The 23,102-nt window shown below is 60.7% G+C and carries 22 protein-coding genes; 18 read left to right on the top strand and 4 right to left on the bottom strand.

Annotation, left to right across the window (positions count from 1 at the left end; all coding sequences use genetic code 11):
* Nucleotides 1-66: 66 nt before the first annotated feature.
* From V1289_RS15055 to V1289_RS15045, 3 genes are all read right to left on the bottom strand, one after another.
* Nucleotides 67-1,206, bottom strand: coding sequence for a hypothetical protein (locus V1289_RS15055; RefSeq protein WP_334397664.1), 1,140 nt, complete (start codon nt 1,204-1,206; stop codon nt 67-69).
* Between the two features lie 218 nt (nt 1,207-1,424).
* On the bottom strand, nt 1,425-2,942 hold the full coding sequence (locus V1289_RS15050; RefSeq protein WP_334397663.1) for an AMP-binding protein: 1,518 nt from the start codon (nt 2,940-2,942) through the stop codon (nt 1,425-1,427).
* Between the two features lie 142 nt (nt 2,943-3,084).
* A complete protein-coding gene (locus V1289_RS15045) occupies nt 3,085-3,990 on the bottom strand; it encodes a LysR family transcriptional regulator (protein WP_334407466.1) in 906 nt (301 codons plus the stop codon).
* Between the two features lie 149 nt (nt 3,991-4,139).
* Here V1289_RS15045 and V1289_RS15040 point away from each other — a divergent pair, with 149 nt between their 5' ends.
* The 5 genes from V1289_RS15040 to V1289_RS15020 all read left to right on the top strand — a co-directional run bounded on the left by V1289_RS15040 (nt 4,140) and on the right by V1289_RS15020 (nt 9,711).
* Nucleotides 4,140-5,447 carry an MFS transporter gene (locus V1289_RS15040; protein ID WP_334397662.1) on the top strand — a complete coding sequence of 436 codons (1,308 nt, stop codon included), beginning with the start codon at nt 4,140-4,142 and terminating at the stop codon, nt 5,445-5,447.
* A 32-nt stretch (nt 5,448-5,479) separates the two neighbouring features.
* Nucleotides 5,480-6,553 (top strand): tartrate dehydrogenase, encoded by a 1,074-nt coding sequence (locus V1289_RS15035; RefSeq protein WP_309181949.1) that lies wholly within the window; start codon nt 5,480-5,482, stop codon nt 6,551-6,553.
* Nucleotides 6,546-7,856: a glycerate kinase type-2 family protein gene (locus tag V1289_RS15030; RefSeq protein ID WP_334397661.1), complete on the top strand. Its 1,311-nt coding sequence runs from the start codon at nt 6,546-6,548 to the stop codon at nt 7,854-7,856. Before V1289_RS15035 ends, V1289_RS15030 begins: the two co-directional genes overlap by 8 nt.
* Nucleotides 7,857-7,859: 3 nt before the next feature.
* Nucleotides 7,860-9,275: a pyruvate kinase gene (pyk, locus tag V1289_RS15025; protein ID WP_334397660.1), complete on the top strand. Its 1,416-nt coding sequence runs from the start codon at nt 7,860-7,862 to the stop codon at nt 9,273-9,275.
* 154 nt (nt 9,276-9,429) lie between these two features.
* A complete protein-coding gene (locus tag V1289_RS15020; protein ID WP_309181954.1) occupies nt 9,430-9,711 on the top strand; it encodes a hypothetical protein in 282 nt (93 codons plus the stop codon).
* Nucleotides 9,712-9,964: 253 nt separating this feature from the next.
* Here V1289_RS15020 and V1289_RS15015 read toward each other — a convergent pair whose 3' ends face one another.
* Nucleotides 9,965-10,177, bottom strand: a complete 213-nt coding sequence (locus V1289_RS15015) for a DUF2158 domain-containing protein (protein ID WP_334407464.1) — start codon at nt 10,175-10,177, stop codon at nt 9,965-9,967.
* Nucleotides 10,178-11,220: 1,043 nt separating this feature from the next.
* On the opposite strand from V1289_RS15015, the gene V1289_RS15010 reads away from it, so the two are divergent.
* From V1289_RS15010 to V1289_RS14950, 13 genes are all read left to right on the top strand, one after another.
* On the top strand, nt 11,221-11,475 hold the full coding sequence (locus tag V1289_RS15010; protein WP_334397659.1) for a hypothetical protein: 255 nt from the start codon (nt 11,221-11,223) through the stop codon (nt 11,473-11,475).
* Nucleotides 11,472-12,263, top strand: a complete 792-nt coding sequence (locus tag V1289_RS15005) for an outer membrane protein (RefSeq protein WP_334397658.1) — start codon at nt 11,472-11,474, stop codon at nt 12,261-12,263. Before V1289_RS15010 ends, V1289_RS15005 begins: the two co-directional genes overlap by 4 nt.
* Before the next feature lie 816 nt (nt 12,264-13,079).
* Nucleotides 13,080-14,342 carry a site-specific integrase gene (locus V1289_RS15000; protein WP_334397657.1) on the top strand — a complete coding sequence of 421 codons (1,263 nt, stop codon included), beginning with the start codon at nt 13,080-13,082 and terminating at the stop codon, nt 14,340-14,342.
* A gap of 259 nt (nt 14,343-14,601) precedes the next feature.
* Complete coding sequence (locus V1289_RS14995; RefSeq protein WP_334397656.1) at nt 14,602-15,309, top strand: hypothetical protein; 708 nt, start codon at nt 14,602-14,604, stop codon at nt 15,307-15,309.
* A gap of 440 nt (nt 15,310-15,749) precedes the next feature.
* Nucleotides 15,750-15,941, top strand: coding sequence for a hypothetical protein (locus V1289_RS14990; RefSeq protein ID WP_334397655.1), 192 nt, complete (start codon nt 15,750-15,752; stop codon nt 15,939-15,941).
* A gap of 5 nt (nt 15,942-15,946) precedes the next feature.
* Nucleotides 15,947-17,059 (top strand): DNA polymerase III subunit beta family protein, encoded by a 1,113-nt coding sequence (locus V1289_RS14985; protein ID WP_334397654.1) that lies wholly within the window; start codon nt 15,947-15,949, stop codon nt 17,057-17,059.
* Between the two features lie 148 nt (nt 17,060-17,207).
* The gene (locus V1289_RS14980; RefSeq protein ID WP_334397653.1) at nt 17,208-18,605 is read left to right on the top strand and encodes a hypothetical protein; all 1,398 of its coding nucleotides are present in this window, start codon (nt 17,208-17,210) and stop codon (nt 18,603-18,605) included.
* A complete protein-coding gene (locus V1289_RS14975; protein WP_334397652.1) occupies nt 18,538-20,625 on the top strand; it encodes a hypothetical protein in 2,088 nt (695 codons plus the stop codon). The genes V1289_RS14980 and V1289_RS14975 overlap by 68 nt, the downstream gene beginning before the upstream one ends.
* The gene (locus V1289_RS14970) at nt 20,622-21,164 is read left to right on the top strand and encodes a hypothetical protein (protein WP_334397651.1); all 543 of its coding nucleotides are present in this window, start codon (nt 20,622-20,624) and stop codon (nt 21,162-21,164) included. Before V1289_RS14975 ends, V1289_RS14970 begins: the two co-directional genes overlap by 4 nt.
* Nucleotides 21,165-21,217: 53 nt before the next feature.
* On the top strand, nt 21,218-21,760 hold the full coding sequence (locus tag V1289_RS14965; RefSeq protein WP_334397650.1) for a hypothetical protein: 543 nt from the start codon (nt 21,218-21,220) through the stop codon (nt 21,758-21,760).
* Between the two features lie 137 nt (nt 21,761-21,897).
* Nucleotides 21,898-22,398 (top strand): hypothetical protein, encoded by a 501-nt coding sequence (locus V1289_RS14960; RefSeq protein ID WP_334397649.1) that lies wholly within the window; start codon nt 21,898-21,900, stop codon nt 22,396-22,398.
* A 10-nt stretch (nt 22,399-22,408) separates the two neighbouring features.
* On the top strand, nt 22,409-22,594 hold the full coding sequence (locus V1289_RS14955; protein ID WP_334397648.1) for a hypothetical protein: 186 nt from the start codon (nt 22,409-22,411) through the stop codon (nt 22,592-22,594).
* Nucleotides 22,595-22,839: 245 nt separating this feature from the next.
* On the top strand, nt 22,840-23,046 hold the full coding sequence (locus tag V1289_RS14950; protein ID WP_334397647.1) for a hypothetical protein: 207 nt from the start codon (nt 22,840-22,842) through the stop codon (nt 23,044-23,046).
* The last annotated feature ends 56 nt before the right edge of the window (nt 23,047-23,102 follow it).

Below are 23,102 nucleotides of genomic sequence, written 5' to 3'. Positions count from 1 at the left end.
GCTGCCGTCCAGGAAGTGCGGATCATCTATAGCGAATACCGCCGGGATCAACCTCTGCCAGACGAGCTACTTTTCCTGCATCTTGAATCCCAGATAGGTCGAACTGGCGATTCCCATCAGCAGCAGCAAATTGGTGTCGAAGTCGGCAAACACGAAATTCCCGACCACGTTCCAGACGAAGATAACCGCCAGAACGCAGGTCCAGATCACCATCTGGAGCCGCTGCAGTTTGGCGCCTTCAGCGTCGCAGATCAGATCTTCGATGAAACCGAGCGAGGTCCTGGCGGGTGGGGCGGCAACAGCCTGGGCACCTTGAGCACCTTGAGCACCAGGAGCGGCAGCTGCAGTTTTGGGCTGGTCGATCACGATCGCCGCCAGCCCGGTGGCGCCGTTGATGCCGAGTAGCACCAGGACCGCGGTGGTGATGACGTGCAGATAGAAGCCGAGCGTCAGCCAGAGGAATATGAAGCCGGCGACCGAAAGCACCAGCCACAGCGCCATCTGGGTCCGGCCAAGGCTGTAGGTGCCGGTTGGACCATTTGGACCGAAATCGGGGGTATCGCGAAGAACGGTGGAGTTGGCCGCGAACACTACGAAGGCCGCGAGCAGAATGAACATCGCGAGGCCGCCAACCGCGAGAATCTTGGTCTTGTAGACGACCAACTCGATATTGCCCGGTGCCAGGGCGGTAGGCGCGCTGCTTTGCGTAGTAGAGACGCCGACGCTCAACGCCATGACGCCGTCGATGGTCTTGCCTGCGAGCAAGCCGCGCCAGAATTTGCCTTCGTCGGATGACGCATCGGTGTGCTCGCCGAATTGATAGGTCAGCATTTGGGGGCCGGGAACCGGCGCAGCCTTGGCCGAGAGCTTGGTCACCTCCTCGTTCAGGAACAAATTGACGGCCACGGAAGCGGGAGGGGTCGCGCCGGGCTTTTGCGCCTCGGTGGCAGCCGCGGCGACGCCCGCGACGACGACGCACAACCGGCTGCCGAGGGTGACGGATTTCGGCGAAACGCCGACAATGCGAAGGTTGCCCGCATTATCCCTGTCTTTTTGGGTTTGGTCTGCCAGTTCCACCTTGAGGCTTTCGCGGCAGCCGATCGACGTCACCGGCGGGGGGATTTCCCTTGCCATCCACACGATGCAAGCGATCAGCAGGACCGAGCCTATGGCGGCTAATGTTTTTGCCCAGGTCATTGCGTTCATGGCGTCCCCCCCAATGCTGAGGCGTCGTTCGGCGATGACGCCTCTAAAAAAATCTCGTGCCTGAAAATCGAAATTCCGCGCCAAAGAGGCGGCGGCGCTACCAGCGAAACCGGATAAAGCAATCACGTCGGAACTTATCTTAAGATTGTATAATATGAAAAAGCAACTGCCGCAGCAACGCACGGGGGCGTTTAACCGGCGAAATCTCGCGCAGGCCGTCACTCGGCCTTGGCCGGTGCGCGCCGCGGCATCAGCCGGAACGGGCGGTTTTCCTGCAGCCACGCCGCGCGCTCGTCGCGCAGCAGGGTCCGGCGGACTTTTCCGGAATCGTCGCGCAGGCCGACCGAGACGATCTCGAAACTTTCCGGATGCTTGTAGCGGCTGAGCTGGTCGGCCAGGAAGCCGCCCATGCCGTCGACGACATCGGCGGCGTCGGCGGCCTCCCGCAGTTCGAGGATGGCGTGCACGCGCTGTCCGAATTCGGGATCGGGCAGGCCGACCACGACGCAGGAGCGCACGTCGGGATGCGCGGTCACGGCGGCCTCGACCTCGGCCGGATAGATATTGGCGCCGCCGCGCAGGATCATGTCGGCCAGCCGGTCGCCGAGATAGAGATAGCCGTCGGCATCCAGCCGGCCGATATCGCCGAGCGATTCCCAGCCGTCCGCGCGGCGCTTCGGCTCGGCGCCGAGATAATGATAGGTGCTGCCGGCGCCGTCATTGGGCAGGAAATAGATTTCTCCGGTCTCGCCGGGTGCGACATCGCGGCCGTCCTCGCCGATGATCCGAAGGCCGCTGGTTTCGCCGATCTTGCCGACCGAACCCCGGTGCGCCAGCCATTCGACGCCTGAAATCACGCATGCGCCCTGCCGCTCGGTGCCGCCATAGAGCTCCCAGATCCGCTCAGGGCCGAGCCATCCGATCCATTTCTCTTTCAACCATGGCGGCATCGGCGCTGCCATGTGAAACACGATTTGCAGGCTCGACAGGTCGTAGCGATTGCGCGCCTCCTCCGGCAGCGCCCAGATCCGGTGCATCATGGTCGGCACGAAGTTGACCCATTGCACCCGATTGGCTTCGATCAGGCGCAGCGTCTCCTCGGCGTCGAATTTGACCAGGCCGGTCACGCGCCCGCCGGCAAACAAGGCCGAGTGCGATACGATGAAGGGCGCGTTGTGATAGAGCGGGCCGGGATTGAGCAGCGACGCGCCGAGCGGCATTCCCAGCAGGGGCGCGGCTGCGGTGTCCACCACCGCGGGATTATGATCGAGGATCACCTTGGGCCGGCCGGTCGAACCGCCGCTGGTCATCGCCTTCCAGTAGCGCGCCACCGGGTTGTTCAGCGGTTCGTCGGAAAAACCATCGGGTACGAAATTGGCGGGCAGCGCGTTCGGCGCATTCCAGTCGGCTTCGCCGCCGACCACCAGCGCCGGTTTGAGAATCTCCAACACCGCAGCCGCCTCGCCGCGTGGCAACCGCCACGACAGCGAGGTCGGCGTCGCGCCGCACTTCCACACTGCAAAGCTGGTTTCGAAAAACGCATTGCCGTTGGGTAGCCCGATGGCGACGAAATCGCCGGGTTTGACGCCTTTGGCGGCAAAGGCGCGGGCGCGTCGGTTGGCGCCGCGCTCCAGTTGTTCCCAGGTCAGCGTATCCGCGCCATGGCTGACCGCAACCGTGTCTTTCGGTTTGCGCTCGGCGTACCAGCGCGGCACGTCGGCCAGGGGAATCAGCATGCAGGCCTCCCGTCGTCTGGCTTTTTCCAAGCCGTTGTTTGCGAACGATGGCGCACGTTCTCGAACGTCCGAACCCTGGTCACCAGCGGGAGATGTTGTGACTCAAGACGGGCGCGGCGTCCATATGGCCGAGGCTCTCCCTTCATGCCTCTCGCGCATAGTGCGACAGCCGGTCCTTGAGCATCTCCAGCATGTCGTCCCTGATCGGATCGCGTGTTCCGCGGGTCCAGGCTGCGGCCAGCGGCAGCTTGTTCATGTCGGATGACGCGAGTCGGACGTAGCGAACACCGCGTGCAGCCATGCGTGACGTCCATTTCGGGACGATCGCGACTCCAAGATCGGCAGACACAAGATTGACGATGGTCTGCTTCTCATCGGCAATCTGGGCAATGCGCGCCTCGAGCCCGGCTTCGGCGAACAGCTTCATCGTGAGATCGTGGCTATGCGGTCGCGAACGACGTTCGGGCACGATCAGCGGCTGGTCCGCGAGTTCGGCAATGCTGATGCGCTTCTTCGATGCCAATGGATGATGATCGGAGAGCGCGACCACGGCCGTTTCATGGAACAGGAACATGAACTCCAGCCGCTTGTCCGGACTTTCGGGCGGGCGGACAAAGACCAGGTCGAGGCGGCCGGACAGCAATCGCGGCAGCAGGCGGATGGTCTTCTCCTCGGCCAACTGGACCGTGACATCAGGCCGTTGCTTTCGAAAGTCGTGCAGCAGCATCGGCAGCAGTCCGGCCGCCGCACTATCGATCGCACCGACGCGAACGGTTGCCGCCTGCTTTCGACCGCGCATCCGGAATTTCGCGGCCAGGGTATCGGCCTGCGCGAGCAGGGCGCGGGCCTCCTTGAGCAGAACGGCGCCGTCGTCGGTCAATGTGACGCTGCGCGTGGTGCGCGTCATCAGCCTTGTGCCGAGGTCCTCTTCGAGCAGCCGGACAAAGCGTCCCAGCGCCGAGGGCAGCATTTCAAGCCGCTGCGCCGCCCGGCCGAAATGCAGCTCTTCGGCCGCCGCCACGAAGCATCGCAACTGATGCAGATCCATCATTATTCTCTCCTCGACGGAGATTATATCATTTTTTTGTATAAACGGCAGCCAATTGAGTCCTGACGGCCACCGTCGCAGGGTGGCCTTCAACGCGCCGGATGGCGTGGAAATCAAAAGCAAGACAGACCAGGCGAGGAGCCCACCCCATGAGTGCCGAGCTCGAAACGCGCGTGCTGCGCAGAATCACGCTGCGCATCGTCCCCTTCGTGATGCTGCTCTACTTCATTGCCTTCATCGACCGCGTCAATATCGGCTTTGCGGCGCTGACGATGAACAAGGAGCTGGGTTTCTCGCCGACCGTATTCGGCTTCGGCGCCGGCATTTTCTTCCTCGGTTATTTTCTGTTCGAAGTGCCGTCGAACCTCGTCCTCGACAAGGTCGGCGCCCGGATCTGGATCGCCCGGGTGATGATCACCTGGGGCTTGATATCAGGGGCCATGGCCTTCGTTCAGGGGCCGAACAGCTTCTACACGCTGCGTTTCCTGCTAGGCGCGGCGGAGGCCGGATTCTTCCCGGGCATCATTCTTTATCTCAGCTACTGGTTCCCGGCGCGTCAGCGCGCCGCCGTCACCGCCATTTTCATGGCCGCGGCGCCGCTGTCCACCGTGCTTGGATCACCCGTGTCGGGCGCGTTGCTCGAGATGCACGGGGTGCTCGGCCTCAGCGGCTGGCAATGGATGTTCATCGTCGAGGCGGTCCCCGCCCTCATCCTCGGCGTCGTGGTGCTGTTCTACATGACCGACCGGCCGGAGAAAGCAAAATGGCTGCGCGACGACGAACGTCGCTGGCTGGTGAACACGATGAATGCGGAAGCGGCCAACAAGGCTGGAACCGCCAGTCATAGTGTCTGGCACGGCCTCGCCGACCTGCGCGTCATCGCCTTGTCGCTGGTTTATTTCGGGACATCGGCGGGCCTCTACACCCTCGGCATCTGGGCGCCGCAGATCATCAAGGAGTTCGGCCTCTCGTCGCTGCAGGTCGGCTTCCTGAACGCGCTGCCCGGTATCGTCGCGGTCGTTGCGATGGTGCTGTGGGCGCGTCACTCGGATCGTACCGGCGAGCGTACCTGGCACGTGGTCGGGGCCTGCGTGCTCGCTTCCCTCGGTCTGATGTTCGCCGGGTTTGCCGGCACGGTGCTCGCCGTCCTGCTGGCGCTGACGCTGGTCAATATCGGCATCAGCTCGGCAAAGCCGCCGCTGTGGAGCATGCCGACCATGTTCCTGTCGGGCTCCGCCGCCGCGGCGGGAATCGCGACCATCAATTCGATCGGCAATCTCGGCGGCTTCGTCGGCCCGGCGATGATCGGCTGGATCAAGGATCTCACCGGCAGCTTCCAGGGCGGATTGTACTTCGTTGCCGGATTGCTGGTGCTGTCCGCCGTTCTCACCCTCATCCTGGCGCGATCACAACGCACACCTGCCGCAACCGCCGCGGACGCGCTTCCCCAACGATAATCCCTCAAACCCGATTCACATGGAGAAATCAGATGCGTGAATATTCAATCGCTGCCATCCCCGCCGACGGCATCGGCCCCGAAGTCATCGCCGCCGGCACCACGGTGCTCGAAAGCCTGCAGAAGCGCATGGGCGACGTCAAGTTCAACGTCGAAACCTTCGACTGGGGCTCGGCCTATTACCGCAAGCACGGCGCCATGATGCCGGCCGATGGTCTGGCGAAACTGAAGAAGTTCGACGCGATCTACTTCGGTGCCGTCGGTGCGCCCGACGTTCCCGATCACATCACGTTGTGGGGCCTGCGCCTGCCGATCTGCCAGGGTTTTGATCAATACGCCAACGTCCGGCCGACCAAAATCCTGCCCGGCATCACGTCGCCGCTACGCAATGTCGGCACCGGCGATCTCGACTGGGTGATCGTGCGCGAGAATTCCGAGGGCGAATACGCCGGCTGCGGCGGTCGCGTCCATCGCGGCCTGCCCGAGGAAGTCGGCACCGAGGTGGCGATCTTCACCCGGGTCGGCGTCCAGCGCATCATGCGATACGCATTCAGGCTGGCGCAGTCGAGGCCGCGCAAGCTCCTCACCGTGGTCACCAAGTCGAACGCGCAGCGCCATGGCATGGTGATGTGGGACGAGATCGCCGACGAGGTGTCGAAGGAATTTCCCGACGTCCGCTGGGACAAGATGCTGGTCGATGCTATGACGGTGCGCATGACGCTCAAGCCACAGACCCTCGATACCATCGTCGCCACCAATCTGCACGCCGACATCCTGTCCGATCTCGCCGGCGCGCTGGCGGGCAGCCTCGGCGTGGCGCCCACCGCCAATATCGATCCCGAGCGCCGCTTTCCGTCGATGTTCGAACCGATCCACGGCTCGGCGTTCGACATTACCGGCAAAGGCATCGCCAACCCCGTCGCCAGCTTCTGGACCGCCTCGCAGATGCTCGATCATCTCGGCGAGGCGGACGCCTCGGCACGGCTGATGCGCGCCGTGGAAAAGGTCACCGGCGCCGGCATCATGACCCCGGACGTCGGCGGCACCGCGACGACGAAAGACGTGACCGATGCCGTGGTGGAGGCCATCCAAAGCTCCAATGTCTGACGGTCCGTCACCAACGCGCTGGAGCGACGCTGCGGCGCGAGCCGTGCTGCGGGACGTCTTCGACGCTGCGGTAGCCAGCGCCGATCCCGGGGCGGCCGTGCTGCGGCATCTGCCGGAAAGACCGAAGGGCCGCTGCGTAGTAATCGGGGCCGGCAAGGCCTCGGTGGCGATGGCGGCGGCATTGGATGCAGCCTGGGGTAACGTCGATCTCAGCGGTGTCGTGGTGACCCGGCACGGGCAGCGCGCGGCCGCGGGACGCATCGAGGTGCTGGAAGCCTCGCATCCGACGCCCGACGCCATGAGCGAGGAGGCCGGTCGCCGGATCCTGGCGGCTGTGAAGGGGCTGACGGCCGACGATCTGGTCGTCGCGCTGATGTCGGGCGGAGGATCTTCGCTGATGGTTCTGCCCGCGGGCGGGATGACTTTGGCCGATAAGCAGGCCGTCAATTCCAGCCTGTTGGCGAGCGGTGCGAATATTGTCGAGATGAACGCCGTCCGCAAACATCTCTCGGCCATCAAGGGCGGCCGCCTCGCGCTCGCCGCGCGCCCGGCCAGGGTGGTGACGCTGGCGATCAGCGATATTCCCGGCGACGACCCCGCTGCCATCGCGTCGGGACCAACTGTTGCGGACGCCAGCACGCTGGCCGATGTGCACGAAATCATTGCACGCTACAAAATCGATCTACCGCCCGCTGCGCAGGCGGTACTCGCCGCGTGTGAGGAGACGCCGAAAAGCCTTTCCGCGCAAAACTCCGTCCGCGTTGTCGCCGCTCCCTCGCTCGCCCTGGCCGCTGCGGCGCAAATCGCCGCGCAGGCGGGCCTTGCGCCGCTGATCCTGGGCGACGCGCTCGAAGGCGAGAGCCGTGAGTTGGGTGTCGTGATGGCGGGAATTGCGCGTTCGTGCCGTCTCAATGGGTTTCCCGTCGCGGCGCCCGCCGTGCTGCTGTCCGGCGGCGAGACCACCGTCACGATCGGCAAGGGACGGGCCGGGCGCGGCGGGCGCAATACCGAATTCCTGCTCGCGTTCGCCATCGCCATGGCCGGCGAGCCCGGCATTTTCGCGCTTGCGGCCGATAGTGATGGCATCGACGGAACCGAAGACGCGGCTGGAGCATTTGTCACGCCAGACACCCTTGCGCGGGCCCGCACCGCTAATCTTGACCCGCGATCCCATCTCGTCGCGCATGACAGCTACAGTTTCTTTGCCGGGATCGGCGACCTCATTCGCACCGGGCCGACCGGCACCAACGTCAACGACATCAGAGCGGTTCTGATCACCAGAGGCGGCCAACAGGCCGATTGAACCATGCGTCGCAATCGCCGGGCCAAGATCGTCGCCACCGTCGGACCGGCGAGTGGATCGCCCGAAATGCTGGAAGCGCTCTTCCTCGCCGGCGTCGACACGTTCCGGCTCAACTTCAGTCACGGCACCCATGAGGACCATGCCAAAGTCCATGCCTCGATTCGTGCGCTGGAACTAAAGATCGGGCGGCCGATCGGCATTCTGCAAGATCTGCAGGGGCCGAAAATTCGGGTCGGGACCATCAAGGATGGGAAGTTCGCCGTCACAGCCGGGCAACAGGTGCGCTTTGTCCTGTCCGGGTCCGACGGCGACGGGATGTCGATCCCGCTGCCTCATCCCGAGATCTTCGATGCAGTCAAGCCTGGCGATGATCTCCTGATCGACGATGGAAGGGTCCGCGTTCGTGTTACCGGCGTTGGTCCCGATTTCATCGATGCGAAAGCCGTCATCGGCGGCGTCATCTCGAATCGCAAGGGCGTGAATGTCCCCAGCGCAGTTCTGAATCTGTCCCCGCTGACGGCGAAGGATCGCGCCGATCTCGCCTTCGGCCTCGAATTGGGCGTCGATTGGGTGGCGCTTTCGTTCGTTCAGAAGCCCGGAGATGTCATCGAGGCCCGCGGGCTGATCGGTGATCGCGCCGGGATCATGGCCAAGATCGAAAAACCCGCAGCACTCGAACAGATCGATGACATTGTCCGTCTCTCCGACGCGGTCATGGTGGCCCGTGGCGACCTCGGCGTGGAGATTCCCCACGAAGACGTGCCGGGCCGGCAGAAGGAGTTGATCAGGTGCTGCCGCCTGGTCGGAAAGCCGGTGATCGTGGCAACGCAGATGCTCGACTCGATGATCGCGGCCCCAACTCCGACGCGCGCCGAAGCGTCCGATGTCGCGACCGCGATCTATGATGGCGCGGACGCGGTGATGCTGTCGGCGGAATCCGCGACGGGGCAATATCCACGTGAAGCGGTGGCGATGATGAGCCGCATCATCGAAAGCACCGAACGGCACAAGATGTATCGCTCGATCATCGATGCCGCCCAGCCCGGTGAGGAGGAAACCGCGCCGCACGCGGTTGCCGCCGCAGCCGCCGATCTCGCGGCCGTTCTTCATGCATCGACCATCGTCGCATTCACATCAAGCGGCACCACGGCGGCCCGCATCGCCCGCAAGCGGCCGAAGGTCTCGATCCTCGCCGTCACGCCGGATCAACGGGTGTCCCGGCAGCTTTGCCTGCTTTGGGGGGCGCACAGCGTTCTGTCCAGCGACGTCCACAGCTACGAGGAAATGGTTGATCGCGCGACCAGGACGGCGCTGGCCGAGGATTTTGCAAAGCCGACCGACGTCATTGTGGTGGTCGCCGGCGTCCCGTTTGGCGAAGCCGGCACCACCAACAATCTTCGCGTGGTTCAGATCGGCTAGGCCAAGGTCGCGCAGCTTGGAAGAAGATTGATTAAAAGTTTTCGCAAATTGCCAACCGGCCAACAACTGTTCCGGCAAAAGCTGCGCGGCCTTAAACCCGGCCTTTATGCCGAGTGATGCATCCTTTCTTCAAAAGAAGGAGGCTCGCGTCCCAATGCCCATTTTCAAATATTTTGCCGTCGTAGGATCGGCACTGTTTGTCCTCTTGTTTATTTCCGACGCCTACTTCGGCGACGGCGATTTGCGCTTCAACGGGTCGCTGTATGAAAGCGCCTTCTACGCACCTCGATTAGACGAAATCGCGGCTACAACGGAGCTTCGCTTTACTCGCGATGTCACTCCTGCGAACCGCGTCAAGGAGGTGTTTGCACAGTTCGTTCCCAACGAAAATTTGCGCGGGAAACGTTACCCCTCCGCTGCGACAATCATTCGTTAGCCGCGTGAAGGCCCTTCGCAAGGACTGCGCATTGTGCGGAATGTGCAAAACCCGGCATTTTGCGTCCGAGAGGCAAGTCAGGAGAGGCAAGTCAGGAAAGGCAATATCGGCCACTCAAAATCTGAGTGGACTACACTCCGACCTTTGAGCCGCCAACCGCAATGTCCGCCTTACCCTGACGAGCTGACATCGTCAGGTCAACCCGTCACATCCGTTCGTGCCAACAGGCAATATCGCGCCGCGGCAGGCACTGTTATCCCATCTGGAGCACGTCAACGGGGAAACTATCGGCGTTAATCTGGCCAGTCACGTCGGTCCAAAAGCAATCCACCTGATCGCCCTTGATATCTTTGACGGTCATCAATGGTCCTCCTGAACGCAGCCGAACAAGATTGCCACTCCGAAACGCAGGAGCGGCCTGGTTCTGTGTGTTTGACGGAGCAGGGGAGGAAGAGGCCGGAGCCATTCCTACTGTGTTTGTGGAAACGCCATTGCGACCAACGATCGTGAAGCCTGGACCCGAAATCGTCTCTTGCGACGGGCCTCCGACCGGCGGATTTTGGACTGCACCAGATGATGCGGGCGCAGGCCCATAAGCACCCGTGGAGCCAGCACCGGCGGAGCCGTCAGCTGTCGCATTTTGCGCAAACGCAGACGCTGCTAAAATCAAAAAGCGATCACGGAGAATGCCCGTTCCGTAGCGAATGCCCGTCCTGTTGCCAATCCCCGTTCCGTTGCCAGTTCCCGTCGCATAGCCAACGGCACCTCGGGAAATGCCCGCCATATAACGTCCGCCAATACCTCCGACGCGAGCTCCGCCGAAGCCACCCGCGCGAGCTCCGATGTGAGCTCCGCCGAAACCGCCGATGTGACCGACGCCACCGCCTCCGTGTCCTCCGCCTCCGCGTGCCTGTGCATCAGTAGCTAGAAGGCTGCCGACAAGCGCCGCACCTGCTAAGACCACCATCACTCGTCCTGTCATGACATTCTCCTTTGGAATGGACGGAGCCGTCCGCACCGGGGGCCTTGTCCGACGCTGGCGTGCCCAAGCAAAACAAAAGCTGAGGTCGCGATAGACTGAAAATGGGGAAACCTATTTGTTGCCTCCACTAAATTCACGTTTATGAATTGAACATCTGCGTGACAGCTCGAACCAAGATCAAGCGTGAAACAAATCAACGGCTCGGATATTAATCGGAGGCGAGTGCGGACACTATTTTAGCCAACCAAGCTGGACCAGGGACAGTCTCATTCTCTTGATCTGATCAGTCCCAAATGTTCGAAATTTCAGGAACGAGGCGAGTTTAGCCAATGCGTCGTTCAGACGAAGTCCGCTGTGGGTGGTCAATCGCGTCGTTTTGGCTGCTCGCCGATGACTTCCGGTCCACCCCGTAGAACGGACATCGTCAGAGCCGGTCGGCATGTCTCAAAAGTGCCCCACTAACGGACTCATGCGCCGCAGCAAACAGCATCTCCAATCGACAATTTTTTGACGGCGCAGGTGCAAGCTTGCGGGAATTTGAATTGGCGTCCGCTTTAGAGTTTCAGCGGGCTTTGCCAAAAGAGAACGCAACCGGCCATTTTTCGGCCATATTTGAAAAACCGTCAGTTGCACTTAAGGCACAGAATATCCGTGTCAAATCGCCTACCATTCAGGTGGAATTTGAAATCAAGCGCAGCTCTGCAACAACATTATCGGCGGTCGCGAGTGCATCTATCGCTTCTGATAGATCAAGAAGCGACGGAGATGGAGGAATGCGATGAAGAAATTCTTCTTGGCTACGGTTGGCTTAGTAGCATTGGGCATAGCCGCTCCCGCGTCGGCCGCTGATCTTGCCGCGCGTCCTTACACCAAGGCGCCACCCCCGGTGGTTGCTATCTACGATTGGAGTGGCTTCTACATCGGCGCCAACGGCGGTTGGGGATCGAGCCACAAGTGCTGGGATATTACGAACTTCCCCGGCGCAACTGTCGTGCCCACCTTCCGTGAAGGTTGTCACGATGCGACCGGCGGAGTGGTTGGCGGTCAGATTGGCTACCGTTGGCAGAGTGCCGGTTGGGTGTTCGGTCTCGAAGCGCAGGGCGACTGGGCGGATTTGAAGGGATCTAATGTTAGCGGTTTCATTCCCGCCTGGACTAACAATTCCAAGATTGAAGCGTTCGGCCTGTTCACCGGCCAGGTCGGGTATGCCTGGAACAACGTCCTTTGGTATGTGAAGGGCGGCGCCGCCGTGACCGACGACAAATACCGAGGTACGGTGACCGCCACAGGCGCGCTGTTCGATTCGGCGAGTGAAACACGCTGGGGTGGTGCCGTCGGAACGGGACTCGAATTCGGATTCGCACCGAATTGGTCGGTTGCGGTCGAGTACGATCACCTGTTCATGGGTAACCATAGTCGCAGCTTCACGTCGACAGGTGTTTTGGGTGCCGCTGTCATACCGGTCGGCGGCGTATTCCGCACTGACTCTATCCACCAAGATGTGGACCTCATCACCGCTCGCATCAACTACCGCTTCAACTGGGGTGGTCCGGTCGTCGGGAAGTACTGATTTTCTCGAAACCCCGGCAACTCAAGCCCCGGCATCGCCGGGGCTTTTTGTACTCGCGTTAGCGGAATTATAGATCGCGCGGATGTCGCAGTTGGGGTCAAAAGCCGAAGTCTTTGCGCCTCAAAGTAACGTCGCCTTTGGCTCGAACAGCGGACATTGATCGACGCGATCGACAATTCGGAAAGGGGTCCGTTACTGGCAACCGTTAGTCTCACTCACCGGCGACCTGTGGAGGGGTTCCGGAGGACGAGTCAGTTGGTATGAATTTCCTCAGCCATTTCAACGTGATTTGCCCCGTCCAGTCCCTCCCGCAAAATATTCCGCTTAACCCGTCGGGCAAATCACGGCTATGGCTCCGCCCGTCTCATCCCTCAACGAGGGGCGTATCCGGATCGTCAAATACGTTGGGATGGGATGCGGTGGACGCGGCAGTATTAGGCGCGCTTGGAATCGCAGGGCAGGCTTTTAGTCTGTGAGCGAACAACCGGCGCACCAGACGAACGATGCTGAAGCGTACGGCAAAACCGTGTGGTCCTGACGCCCGTTGCTGGTGCTAGATTGGCGGAGGTATATCGACCCAACCGGGTGCGGACATGTCGCTAATCCGCCGATGACGGTGACAAGACGAATTCGTCGCCGGGGAGCGCGGCATAAGCCGTAAAGCCATTGCGCAGGGAAAATAATGATGCGTATGGAATTGCAGAGAGGCGCGTGGAATATCTAAGTCATTGATCGGCCAAAGTATATCCCCATATGATGCCATACAGATTCACTGGCATTCCCACACACCATTGGGACACAACCCGGGACACGATCATGGCGCGCAAGCATCGCAACAGCAGTTTGGAAAGCCGCACCGCTCGATTGAAGCTCGCCGTCCGGCGCAAGCCGTACAGCGGTCCCTCGCTCGCGCGTGGGGTGGCACTGATGTACAGGCGCAACAAGACGAACGGCTCATGGGTGCTGAAGGCCAGCGACGGCCACGGTGCCTATTGGACCAAGGCCATCGCGGAAGCCGACGACCACGACGAGAGCAACGGCAAGACGATTCTGAATTTCTTCGAGGCACAGGACGCAGCCAAGAAGCTGGCGCGTGGCACCGATGGCAGCGCCGACACCGCACCGATCTCGGTGGACAGCGCGCTCACGGCCTACAGGCGCGATTTGGACGCGCGCGGTGCCAATCCCTATAACGCCGACTGGCCGCGCCTGCACCTCACCAGCGTGCTGCTGAGCAAGCCCGTGGCCCTGCTCACGAGCGCCGAGCTGAACAAATGGCGCGACGGCCTGCTAGGCACGATGGCACCGGCCACCATCAATCGACTCTGCGCCTGTTTGTCCGCTGCCTTAGAATTGGCCGCACAGCACGATGCCAAGCGAATCCAGAACCGTGACGCATGGGACATCGGACTTGCCAGTTTGCCGGACGCTCAACAGTCGCGCAACGTCATACTCTCTGACGACAAGGTTCGCGAATTCGTTAGTGTCGCCTATGGAATTGATCATCAGTTTGGTTTGCTCGTAGACACACTGGCAATCACTGGCGCACGACCGAGCCAAGCCGCACGGCTGCGTGTCGAGGATTTGCACGATCATCCGCTACGGCCGAAATTGGCGATGCCGAAGAGCGGTAAAGGCGGCGGTAGGAATCGGAGCGCGAAAAAGACCGAGCGCTATTCGGTGCCGATCACGGTGCAACTGGCAGCCAAGCTGAAAGCGGCAGCCAGAGGCCGTGCCGACGATGCGCCACTGCTGGTGCAAAGCGACGGCAGCCCTTGGGGCAACAATCCGGGCCAATGCTATCATCGCGAAGTGAACAAGGTCGTCACCGCCATTGGGCTCGATCCTGACGTGGTGACGGCATACTGCTTGAGACATTCCTCCATCGTCAGGGCGTTGTTGCAAAACGTGCCGATCAGATTGGTGGCGTCGCTGCACAACACATCGACCGCGATGATCGAAAAAACCTATTCGAAGTACATCACCGAACACAGCGACGACATCTCTCGCAAGGCGCTGCTGCAGCATGAGGAGCTGCAGGCAGCAGTCGCCGACAACGTCCTTGCCTTGGCGAGCTGAATGGCCCCCGTCGGATAACGAGCTTACGGTTAGTTAGTCGGTGATCTGGCGTGATTGTTGATGTCGGACCGCAGATTCATGATTTGACGCGAGAAGATGGCAACGCGCTGCGGCTCTCTGCGTTGTTGAACCAGCATATTGGGAAGTGACGGTGCTACCTATGCCTAAACGTGGCAACATATCCGCCGGTCGGCGCCTACCACCCGGAGCATCGCCGGTCGGCGCGGCGCGAGCCCATTCCGCTAATGCGACCAACGTCGTGGCATTTACTGCTCTCTCCGAAGCGCAATGGGAGACCATTCGTCCGACCCGCACCAAATGGCCAAATGGAACCGATTGGCGGCGTGAGATCGATCGGATTGGGCGAGACTGTTGGGAAGCGCGGGCCGCCAGGGCGATGTGGGTCAAGAAATTGCAGGGGAAAAATCCGCCAACGCAGCGGAAAAAAATCCATAAGGCGTGGAAATTAAAGTGCCAATCGCGGGAGGCGCTGGCGGGATTGCTCAAAGATGGTCTGCTCGATGACGATTCCCTCGATCCCGATCTCAAGTCGTGGGAGGAGAAACTACTGGAGGAGTGGCTTTCTGATTATGATGTTTGGGTTCGACCGTTTGCCGGCGAAAGCGACCCTATCCAGGCGCGACTGGAGTGGGAACTGATGCGCCTTTGGAAGAGGTCAGGCGGGAAGCTGGGCTATTCGAGAAAGAAGGAATCTGGTCGCCGGGCGCACACTAGTCGTGGCGCAGCCGCGCGGGATGACGGGCAAGACTATGCTGACGCAGAACGCCCCGGCACTCCCTATGCTCCGCTGGTCAATTTTCTCACGCTTACGCTCAACGCCATTCTCGGCAAGGCACTCAAGCCATCTGGGATTGCTAAAGTGATCGACCGCCATCGAGGGCGACGACAGAGACATGATCCGTTTCTGATGTACGCGATGCACGTCCGAATCAACGATCTCATATGATCGCTCGCGGATATCCGCGCGGTTAGGGGGCCGATAAACATGATGACACAGCCTTGATCGCAAGGTCCTGAAGTCACGGTGAGATTTAGCCGCTTCCCCTATCAATCCCGAAACTGACATCGATCGTAGCACTCTACGAAGCAGATCTAGCGCGCTCTATTGGTTCCTACACGCCACCACACGAGTAGGAGCAGACAACCCCATGGCCCGCCCACGGTGCAGGAGTTTTGCGCGCGTCATCGCATCTCCGTTCCGCTCTTCTACAAGAACCGCAACGAGATGCCGCGCACGTTCCGCGTCGGCACGCGCGTCCTGATCTCTCGCGAGGCTGCCGCGGCTTGGCGTCGTGCCCGCGAGAATGCGGCGCAGTAGTCAACTCTCGACCAGATTACAAACCCCAAACGATTTCCGGCAACCAGCAACCGAAAAGGAGAAACGTTATGTCCAAATCTCACGACAACGAGAATGCACGTGAGCACAGCTTTAGCTCGTTCTTGCTTGCAAAGGGCCTGCTCTGCCCGCACTGCAAACGCGCTGTCCGCATCGAGGACCTCTATCTCCATCTCCGTGGTTCCAGCTTTTCGATAACTTGCGACGGCTGCGACAATACTCTCATCGCCTACCACGAGTAGCGAAGATGAAATTTTCAGCACCAGCTCGCGTGCTTTCCAATGCGATCGCGCTTCCGAGCGCGATCAGCCTCCGTGCCAACAGCCCGGTCGTCGCACAACTTGCGGCGACTGGTGCCGCCGTCTCGATCCGGTGCACTGAGAACACAATGGGCACCATCGCGACCGGCGTCCCTGCGCTGATCGCTGCACCAGGTGAGACTGTCGTCTCCCTCGGTCGCCTGGCGGCCCTCGTTGCAGGTTTTGCGGCCGATGCCGTCCTCGAGATCGAGGCGACGGGCCACACGCTGAGCGTGGTCTCCGGCACCAGCCGTTTGCGGTTGCCCATCGTGCCAGTCACTGACTTGCCGCTGCCAATTGCCACTGATCAAGAAATTGGACGTGTCGAGATCAGCCGCGCGGAGTGTCTTAAGCTGCTGGAGCCGCTCGCTGCGGCCGAGGAAGCTCGCTCGCGTTTCTATCTGGCGGGTGTATTCTTGCAGAGCCTCGATGATCAACTTGTCGCCGTCGCTACTGATGGCGTCCGGTTGATCCGTACCAGTGTTGCAGCCTCAACGTTCTCGGAGGACGGCAACCTGATTGTGCCGACCGAAGTTGCAATTGCGCTGCGCCGTGTGTTGCAAAAATCTCCTGCAGCGAATGTGGTGCTCCGCCGATCCCGCACGCTGATTGCCTTTGAAGCTTCGGAGTTCTGCTTCACTGCGCGACTCGTCGATGCCGGTTACCCTGCCTACGAACGCTTGATCCCGCCGCCCTCATCAAACTCCGTTGTTTGCGACCGTCTGAACTTGCTGGCGGTAGTTTTGCGGCTGAGCGCGGCGGCTCCTAGCATTGAGACCGCGCTGGTAGCATTGTCGTGGGGACAAGGCTCCAAACTTGAGCTCCATTTGGCACGGTGTCCGCTCGACGGCGCCGATGTCGTCGCTGCCGAAGTGCACGGCAGCGCTGAGGTTGCGCTCTCGTTGCCGCAATTGTTGGCTCTGCTCAAAGAATTTTCTAGCGTGCAGATTCAACTCGAGACCGCGAATGGGCAGCCGGTTGTGATTCGTGGCGCCGGCAACAAATTGGCGCTCATCGTCCGCTCGTACTGGAACTTTGATAGCCGGCGGGAGGTAGCGTGACAACGTCACCCGCCTCTGTCCCAGAAAAGATGATCTGGGCGCCTGCCGCGTCGATCTCGCGCGCCTCGTGGCAGCTGGACGAACCCATTTTCACAAATCGTCGTATGAATCGCGATGAGCATCTCGCCGCGCGGTGGGGAGCATGCTGATGGATGAGACTGCCGACAAAAACAATACCGGTTTAGTCCCGCAAGTCACGCTGATCACGAAGCGTGACGCACCCGCGCTGATGTCGAAGCGTATCTCCCTCGACGAGCAGAAGAAGTTGCAGAGTGACGCATCAGGCTGTCGGATGGTTCAGGGCACGGCGAGTCGCGCATCCGCGGCAACAGCCGCTGATCTCGCTCGGATCATTGCAAGCTGCGGTTCTGATCAGGCCATCGCTCTCGGGGCTCTGAAAAATGAACTCCCTGACCGCGTCGAGGTGACTGTGCCGAGCATGCTCGACCGTCACCCCGGCGCCATCACCCGCTCGCGGAGCTTCATCGACTACCCGTCGGGAAGCCCTGCCTGGGCGCTCATCGATTACGACACGAAGGGCATGCCTGATGAGGTTTCTGCTCGAATCGATGCCGCGGGTGGCATGTGGAACGCCCTCTTGTCGGTGGCGCCAGAACTCGCGGTTGCTGCGCGCGTTGCTCGCGCGAGCACCTCGGCGGGTCTTTTCCGTAGCGACAACAACGAGCCGATTCCCGGTTCGAACGGTGTGCACCACTACGTCCTGGTGCGAGACGGTGGCGACATTGAGCGGCTCCTGAAGGATCTGCATGATCGCTGTTGGTTGCATGGCTTCGGCTGGCATATGATCGGCAAGGCCGGTCAGTTGCTCGAACGTTCGTTAATCGACCGCATGGTCGGCTATGGCGAGCGTCTTTGCTTTGAGGGCGCGCCTCATATTGTGGAACCGCTGGCGCAGGATCCGGCGAAACGCGTCCCCGAAGCATTCGAGGGCGACGCGATTTATTCCGACCGGGTAGTGCCCCGACTGACGGAATATGAACGTCACCGCGTCGGTGAAGCCAAGCGCGCCAGTGCCGAGGTGCTCGGCAAATCTGCTGCGGTGGTCCGCAGCGAGCACGACAATAAGCTCGCTGCTGCGATCTCAGCAAAGTCAGGAGTGCCCCTGTTGGTGGCGCTTCGCCTGGTGACGGCGCGACATCGCGGCGTGTTGTTTCCGGATGCAGAGCTGGAGTTTGATCATCAGGGTGTCGTGACGGTCGGAGCTGTGCTGGCCGATCCCGATCGTTTCATCGGTGAGTCGCTCGCCGATCCCGTGGAAGGCGTCGGTTATGGCCGCTGCAAGGCCATGGTCATGAAGTGTGACGATGGCACCTTGCTGATTCACAGCTTCGCGCATGGCCGCGGCATCTACTTCCTTCGGCACGATCTGAAATCGGCCAAGGCAGCGTTCGCACAAGCTCCTGCCGACGCCATGGTCGATCACGCCCTGGCGATCTTGGCCCAGGCGGAGCTCGAGGATGACGAACTCGCAGAGGAGAACCAAAAAGGACCGCGCGGAACGGCTTGCCCAGAAGGCTTCGGTTGAGTCGACCACCGATGGCCGCATCATTCGACCTCGGCCGGAGCCCGACGGCGAGTTGTTGCCCACCGTCACGTTCGTTGATGAGATTCTCGCTGCCGACAAAAACGAAGAGCCGCCGATGCGTAATGCATCCGGCGCTTTCGTTCAGGTGAAGGTCAAACAACCCTGGGCGCTGCATTTGCTTACTTCCGATGGTGCAAATGCAGTCGACGAAGACGTCGATGCTATGAAGGCGCCGGCTGAGCCGGTCTTGGTAGAACTTACTCCGATCGGCGTTGAGTTGCTTCTCGAGCACTATATCCGCTGGGTCGTGTACACGAGGGACGGAAGCTACTTTGGAGCACTCCCTGCGCCGTACATTAACGCCTTGATGGAGTATCCCCGAAGTGCGGTCCCGGTGGCCCGGGCAATTAACACCGGGCCATTGGTGACTATGTCAGGTCGGGTCATCGACGGCGTCGGACTCGATCGGAAAACCGGGTTGGTCCATCGGATCGATCCGGTTCTCCGCTCCTGCGTGCCCGCCAACCCACCCACCGCCCAAGAGGTCGCGGATGCGCTGAAATTTCTTCTTGATGAATGGCTTGTCGACGTGGCGCTGGATCTCGAGGGCAAGTGCACGGCGGTCATGCTGGCGCTCACTCTGCTTCAACGAGCACTGTTGCCGGAGCGTCCGGCCTTTTTTGTGACGGCTGGCCAGCGGGGTGGTGGCAAGACCACGCTGGTCCACATGATCATGGTCGCCGTCCTGGGACGACGCGCTGCTGCGGCAAGCTGGTCCGATAACGTGGAAGAGCGCAAAAAGGCGCTGTTCTCATACCTTCGCCAGAGTGTCGCGGCACTGGTGTGGGATAACATCGCGCGGGGTTCGACCATCAGCTGCCCGCACATCGAGGCGGCGCTCACGGCGTCGGAGATCTCTGATCGAGTACTCGGCGTTACCCGCGTGGAGACGGTGCCGTCATCCACGATCCAGATCTTTACCGGCAACTCGATCGCGCCGCGCGGGGACATGGCAAGCCGGTCTTTCATCTTGCCGTTAAATGTGAATCGCCCGGACCCGGAGAACCGAGCTTTTACGCATGCCGACCCACTGGCCTGGACGCAGGCAAACCGGGCGAAAATCCTGGGCGCGCTGTATACGATCCTGATCGGCGGTGCGTTGCAGCGCCCGTCGGATCAGGTTGCGAAGACGCGATTCAAGGTCTGGTGGGGGCTGATCGGTTGGCCAGTGGAGTATGCAGCAGGTCTGCTTGGCATCAAGGTGGATTGCACGGAGTTGCTGCGCGCCGGCGAATCTGGCGAGGAGGAAGCAAGCGCCTCCTCCCGGGCACTTACCGTTCTCCGGGAGCATTGGGGCGACTGCGAGTTTACGACGCGGGACGTGGTGCTGGCACTTGCGGATCTGCACTCGCCATTTGAAGAGCGGGCAGGTCCCGCCGAAGCGCTATCCGATGCACTCGGCGAACTGATCGGGAAGATCCTGGAAAAGCCGACGGCTCGCAGCGTCGGCAAGCTGTTCCAGAAGTATCTGACGAACCGGCCCGCCTGGATCGAGGACGGCGACGGCGTGGCGATCCTGCGAAAGATTCCCGGGCATGACGCAAACAAGTACCGGGTCGAGGTCTCGGTCGCAGGTCAGCCGTCGAGCTCGCGTAATGGCTCATCGGGCCAAAACAATGCTGAATTTTCCTATGAAGCTGAAAGCTCGCCGGGGAAAGTCGGGAAAGCGGGGAAAGACGGGAATGTTTTCGCGGCTGAGCGCCGGGAGGAAAGTGTAATTCCGGAGGAGGCGGTCGGCGGTTCATTTCCTTGCGGCGGGAAAGCGGGGAAAGACGGGAATGTTTTGACGGCCGAGCGTCAGGAGGAAAGTGTAATTCCGGACGAGACGGTCGGTAGCTCGCTTGCTTGGGACGGGAAAGCGGGGAAAGACGGGAATGTTTTGACGGCTGCGGGCCAGGAGAAAAGTGTAATTTCGGAGGAGAAGGTCGGCCACGCCTCAGGCTGGAGGGCTCGGATATGAATGCAGCCGACGCTCTTAAGCAGGCCATTGCAATCGGCGTCAGGATTGCGATTGACGAAGAAGAAAACTTAATGCTTGAGGCCGCAGTACGGCCTCCCAGCGAGGTTATCGCGCTTCTCTCGCGGCATAAGCCCGAGATCGTGAATCTGCTTAAGTCTGTCACTGCCAGCTACGCCGACGTATTTGCACGTTTGGAAAGCCGGTGTCCCGACCACGTGGATGAAGAGCGATGGCGGCAGTGCATCGACGATGGCCGACATTTCCTGGTGAGCTGGGGCGATCAGGCCGAAGCACTTGGATGGACAGCCAAAGATCTATTTGGACTGCACCAACCGCCCGGCGAGCCGCATCCGTCGTATCAGCGGCTTTCCCGGGACGACAAGACCGGCCTGTTGTGGCTTCTGCGAGGTCGGCTCGTTGTGGCTCTTACCGAGACCACAGCGGCGATCCGCACGACCGGCAATTCGGCGATCATCTACCGCAAGTGCCATAAACCTGCGCTCGGGCCGCTCGGGGACTCCCTGGAGGATTTCGCATGATCACCGGCGGCAATACCCCCTCTTGGGGCGGCACAACCTGAATGGATACGAAAATGCTACAAGACGACCATGTTCTGATCGAAATGACCAGCGAGCCCGATTACCGGTTTATTGGGTCTTGGTTGATGAAGGTGGCAGAAACGCAGACTTTCTGGTCGGAGGCGCTGCGCGACCCTTATTTTAAAAGCCGGGTGTTCGTAATGTGCGTCTGGGCTATGCCTCATCTGGAATGTGCTGCGCTCGAAATTCTTGGTGCATTGAAGCAGCAGGATCACGTGATAGCCGTTGACCTCAACGGAATCGAAAATCAGAGCCCCATTTTCAGTACCGAGTTTGCGATGATGGTCCACCTTGGCTTTTTTGTGCCTGCCGGTGTGAGCTATCAGATGACCGTTCCAGAATCCGTTACGCTTGAGAAGGTGCGGCTGGCCGCTCTGAAAGTTGTATCAACTGAGAAGGATGATGAGGGCGTTCAACCGGAGCGCTTACTGAATACGCTGCCTCTAGCTGAAGCTGAAGCCTGGCGATGTACCCGCCTGGCGCTGAGCCACGCAGGGTTTCGGATTCTTGAGCGGCCTTTGTTCGTCGTCGAGTGATAAGTGCAAATGGTACGGCACGAGCAGCGCGAGGTGATGCTTCAGTGCGGGTCCTTCTAGGAACGGGGCATCTGCGGGTTGCGCGAGCGCGCAATGGCTACCCAAAGTTGTATTTCAAACGAGGAGTAGGAAGTGAAATGGCAACGATAGCTCAGGCGGCCGCGCACATCTGCTGCTCGCGCGCCCAATTTGACCAATACTTGGCAGAAGGCGCGGTTACGCGGCGACCCAGCGGCCAATACGATCTCGATGAGGTGCGGCGCGAGGCGCTCACGCATCTCCGCTCTGTTGCGGCAGGTCGTGGTGGTGCTGCTGGTGACAAACTCACCGCCGAACGCGTGGCCTTGACGGCTGCGAAACGGCGGCGCGAGGAGCGCCAAGATCTACTGGAAGCCGGCCAACTTGCCCGGCTCGCGCTTGTCCGGCGGTATGTTGAACAAATGCTCTTGGGCATCCGTGATAGACTGCTCGGCCTGCCTGGCGCGACCGCTTACATGCTCGCGATGCGACCGCAAACGGAATGCTTCCAAGTCCTCGACGATGCCGTTCGCGCCGCGCTCGAAGAAATTGCTGATCCGGCCTTCGCTGCCGCGGGTGCGGCTGCTGCGGGCGTCGAGAGCAAGAGCCGTGAAGAATAGGAGAGAGACAATGACGGTGAAGAAGAAGATTGAGCTCCAGACGCGGTTGAGTGACGAGGTCCCCGGCTTTCGCATTGGCCCGAACGGTGAAGTAGAAATTATGACCCAAGCTGAGGTCGAGGCCGTGGTCGAGCGGGCAATTCGCGAGGCGATGTATCGCGCGGGCTGGCCGCGGTTGGGGCGGACGTTGCATTGATAATAGGCTAAATAGCGTTTCCGTGAATTGCCAAACTCACGGTGGTCAAGTGATTGTAGCCGAGAGCCTCCAATTTTGATCCAACGGTCGCTCGTCAGGCTCATAACCTGAAGGTCATAGGTTCAAATCCTATCCCCGCAAACCAGTACACCTCTAGACTTGGGGCCTGGGCCTCCCTCTCGATCCCAGGAAGGGCGGCCAATTGGCAGTAAATCTCGACCCCCACGCTTGTAGGGTCCGCGCGGGTGAATGGTTCGACCGACTGTTTATGGGAGCTGAATTCAGAGACGTCGAGAAGGGAGTTCTTTATTGCTTTCGCTCAGTCCGAGGATCTCGCGGCCGAGATCAAGGACAAGTTCGCGCTGCATCTGTCGATTACCGCCAGCCAGATTGGCCGCGTGCCGGTGGGATTCGTCCAGGGGCTTCCGGCAGAGCTGCGGGAGCGCGGCTAAAGGTGCTCACAAGCGGCGCACCCGTGTTGCTTAAGTCACACCTTTTGCAGCACTAC

Source organism: Bradyrhizobium sp. AZCC 2289 (assembly GCF_036924615.1).
In the GTDB taxonomy this organism is placed as follows: Bacteria; Pseudomonadota; Alphaproteobacteria; order Rhizobiales; family Xanthobacteraceae; genus Bradyrhizobium.
This window is presented reverse-complemented; position numbering and strand designations above follow the sequence as displayed.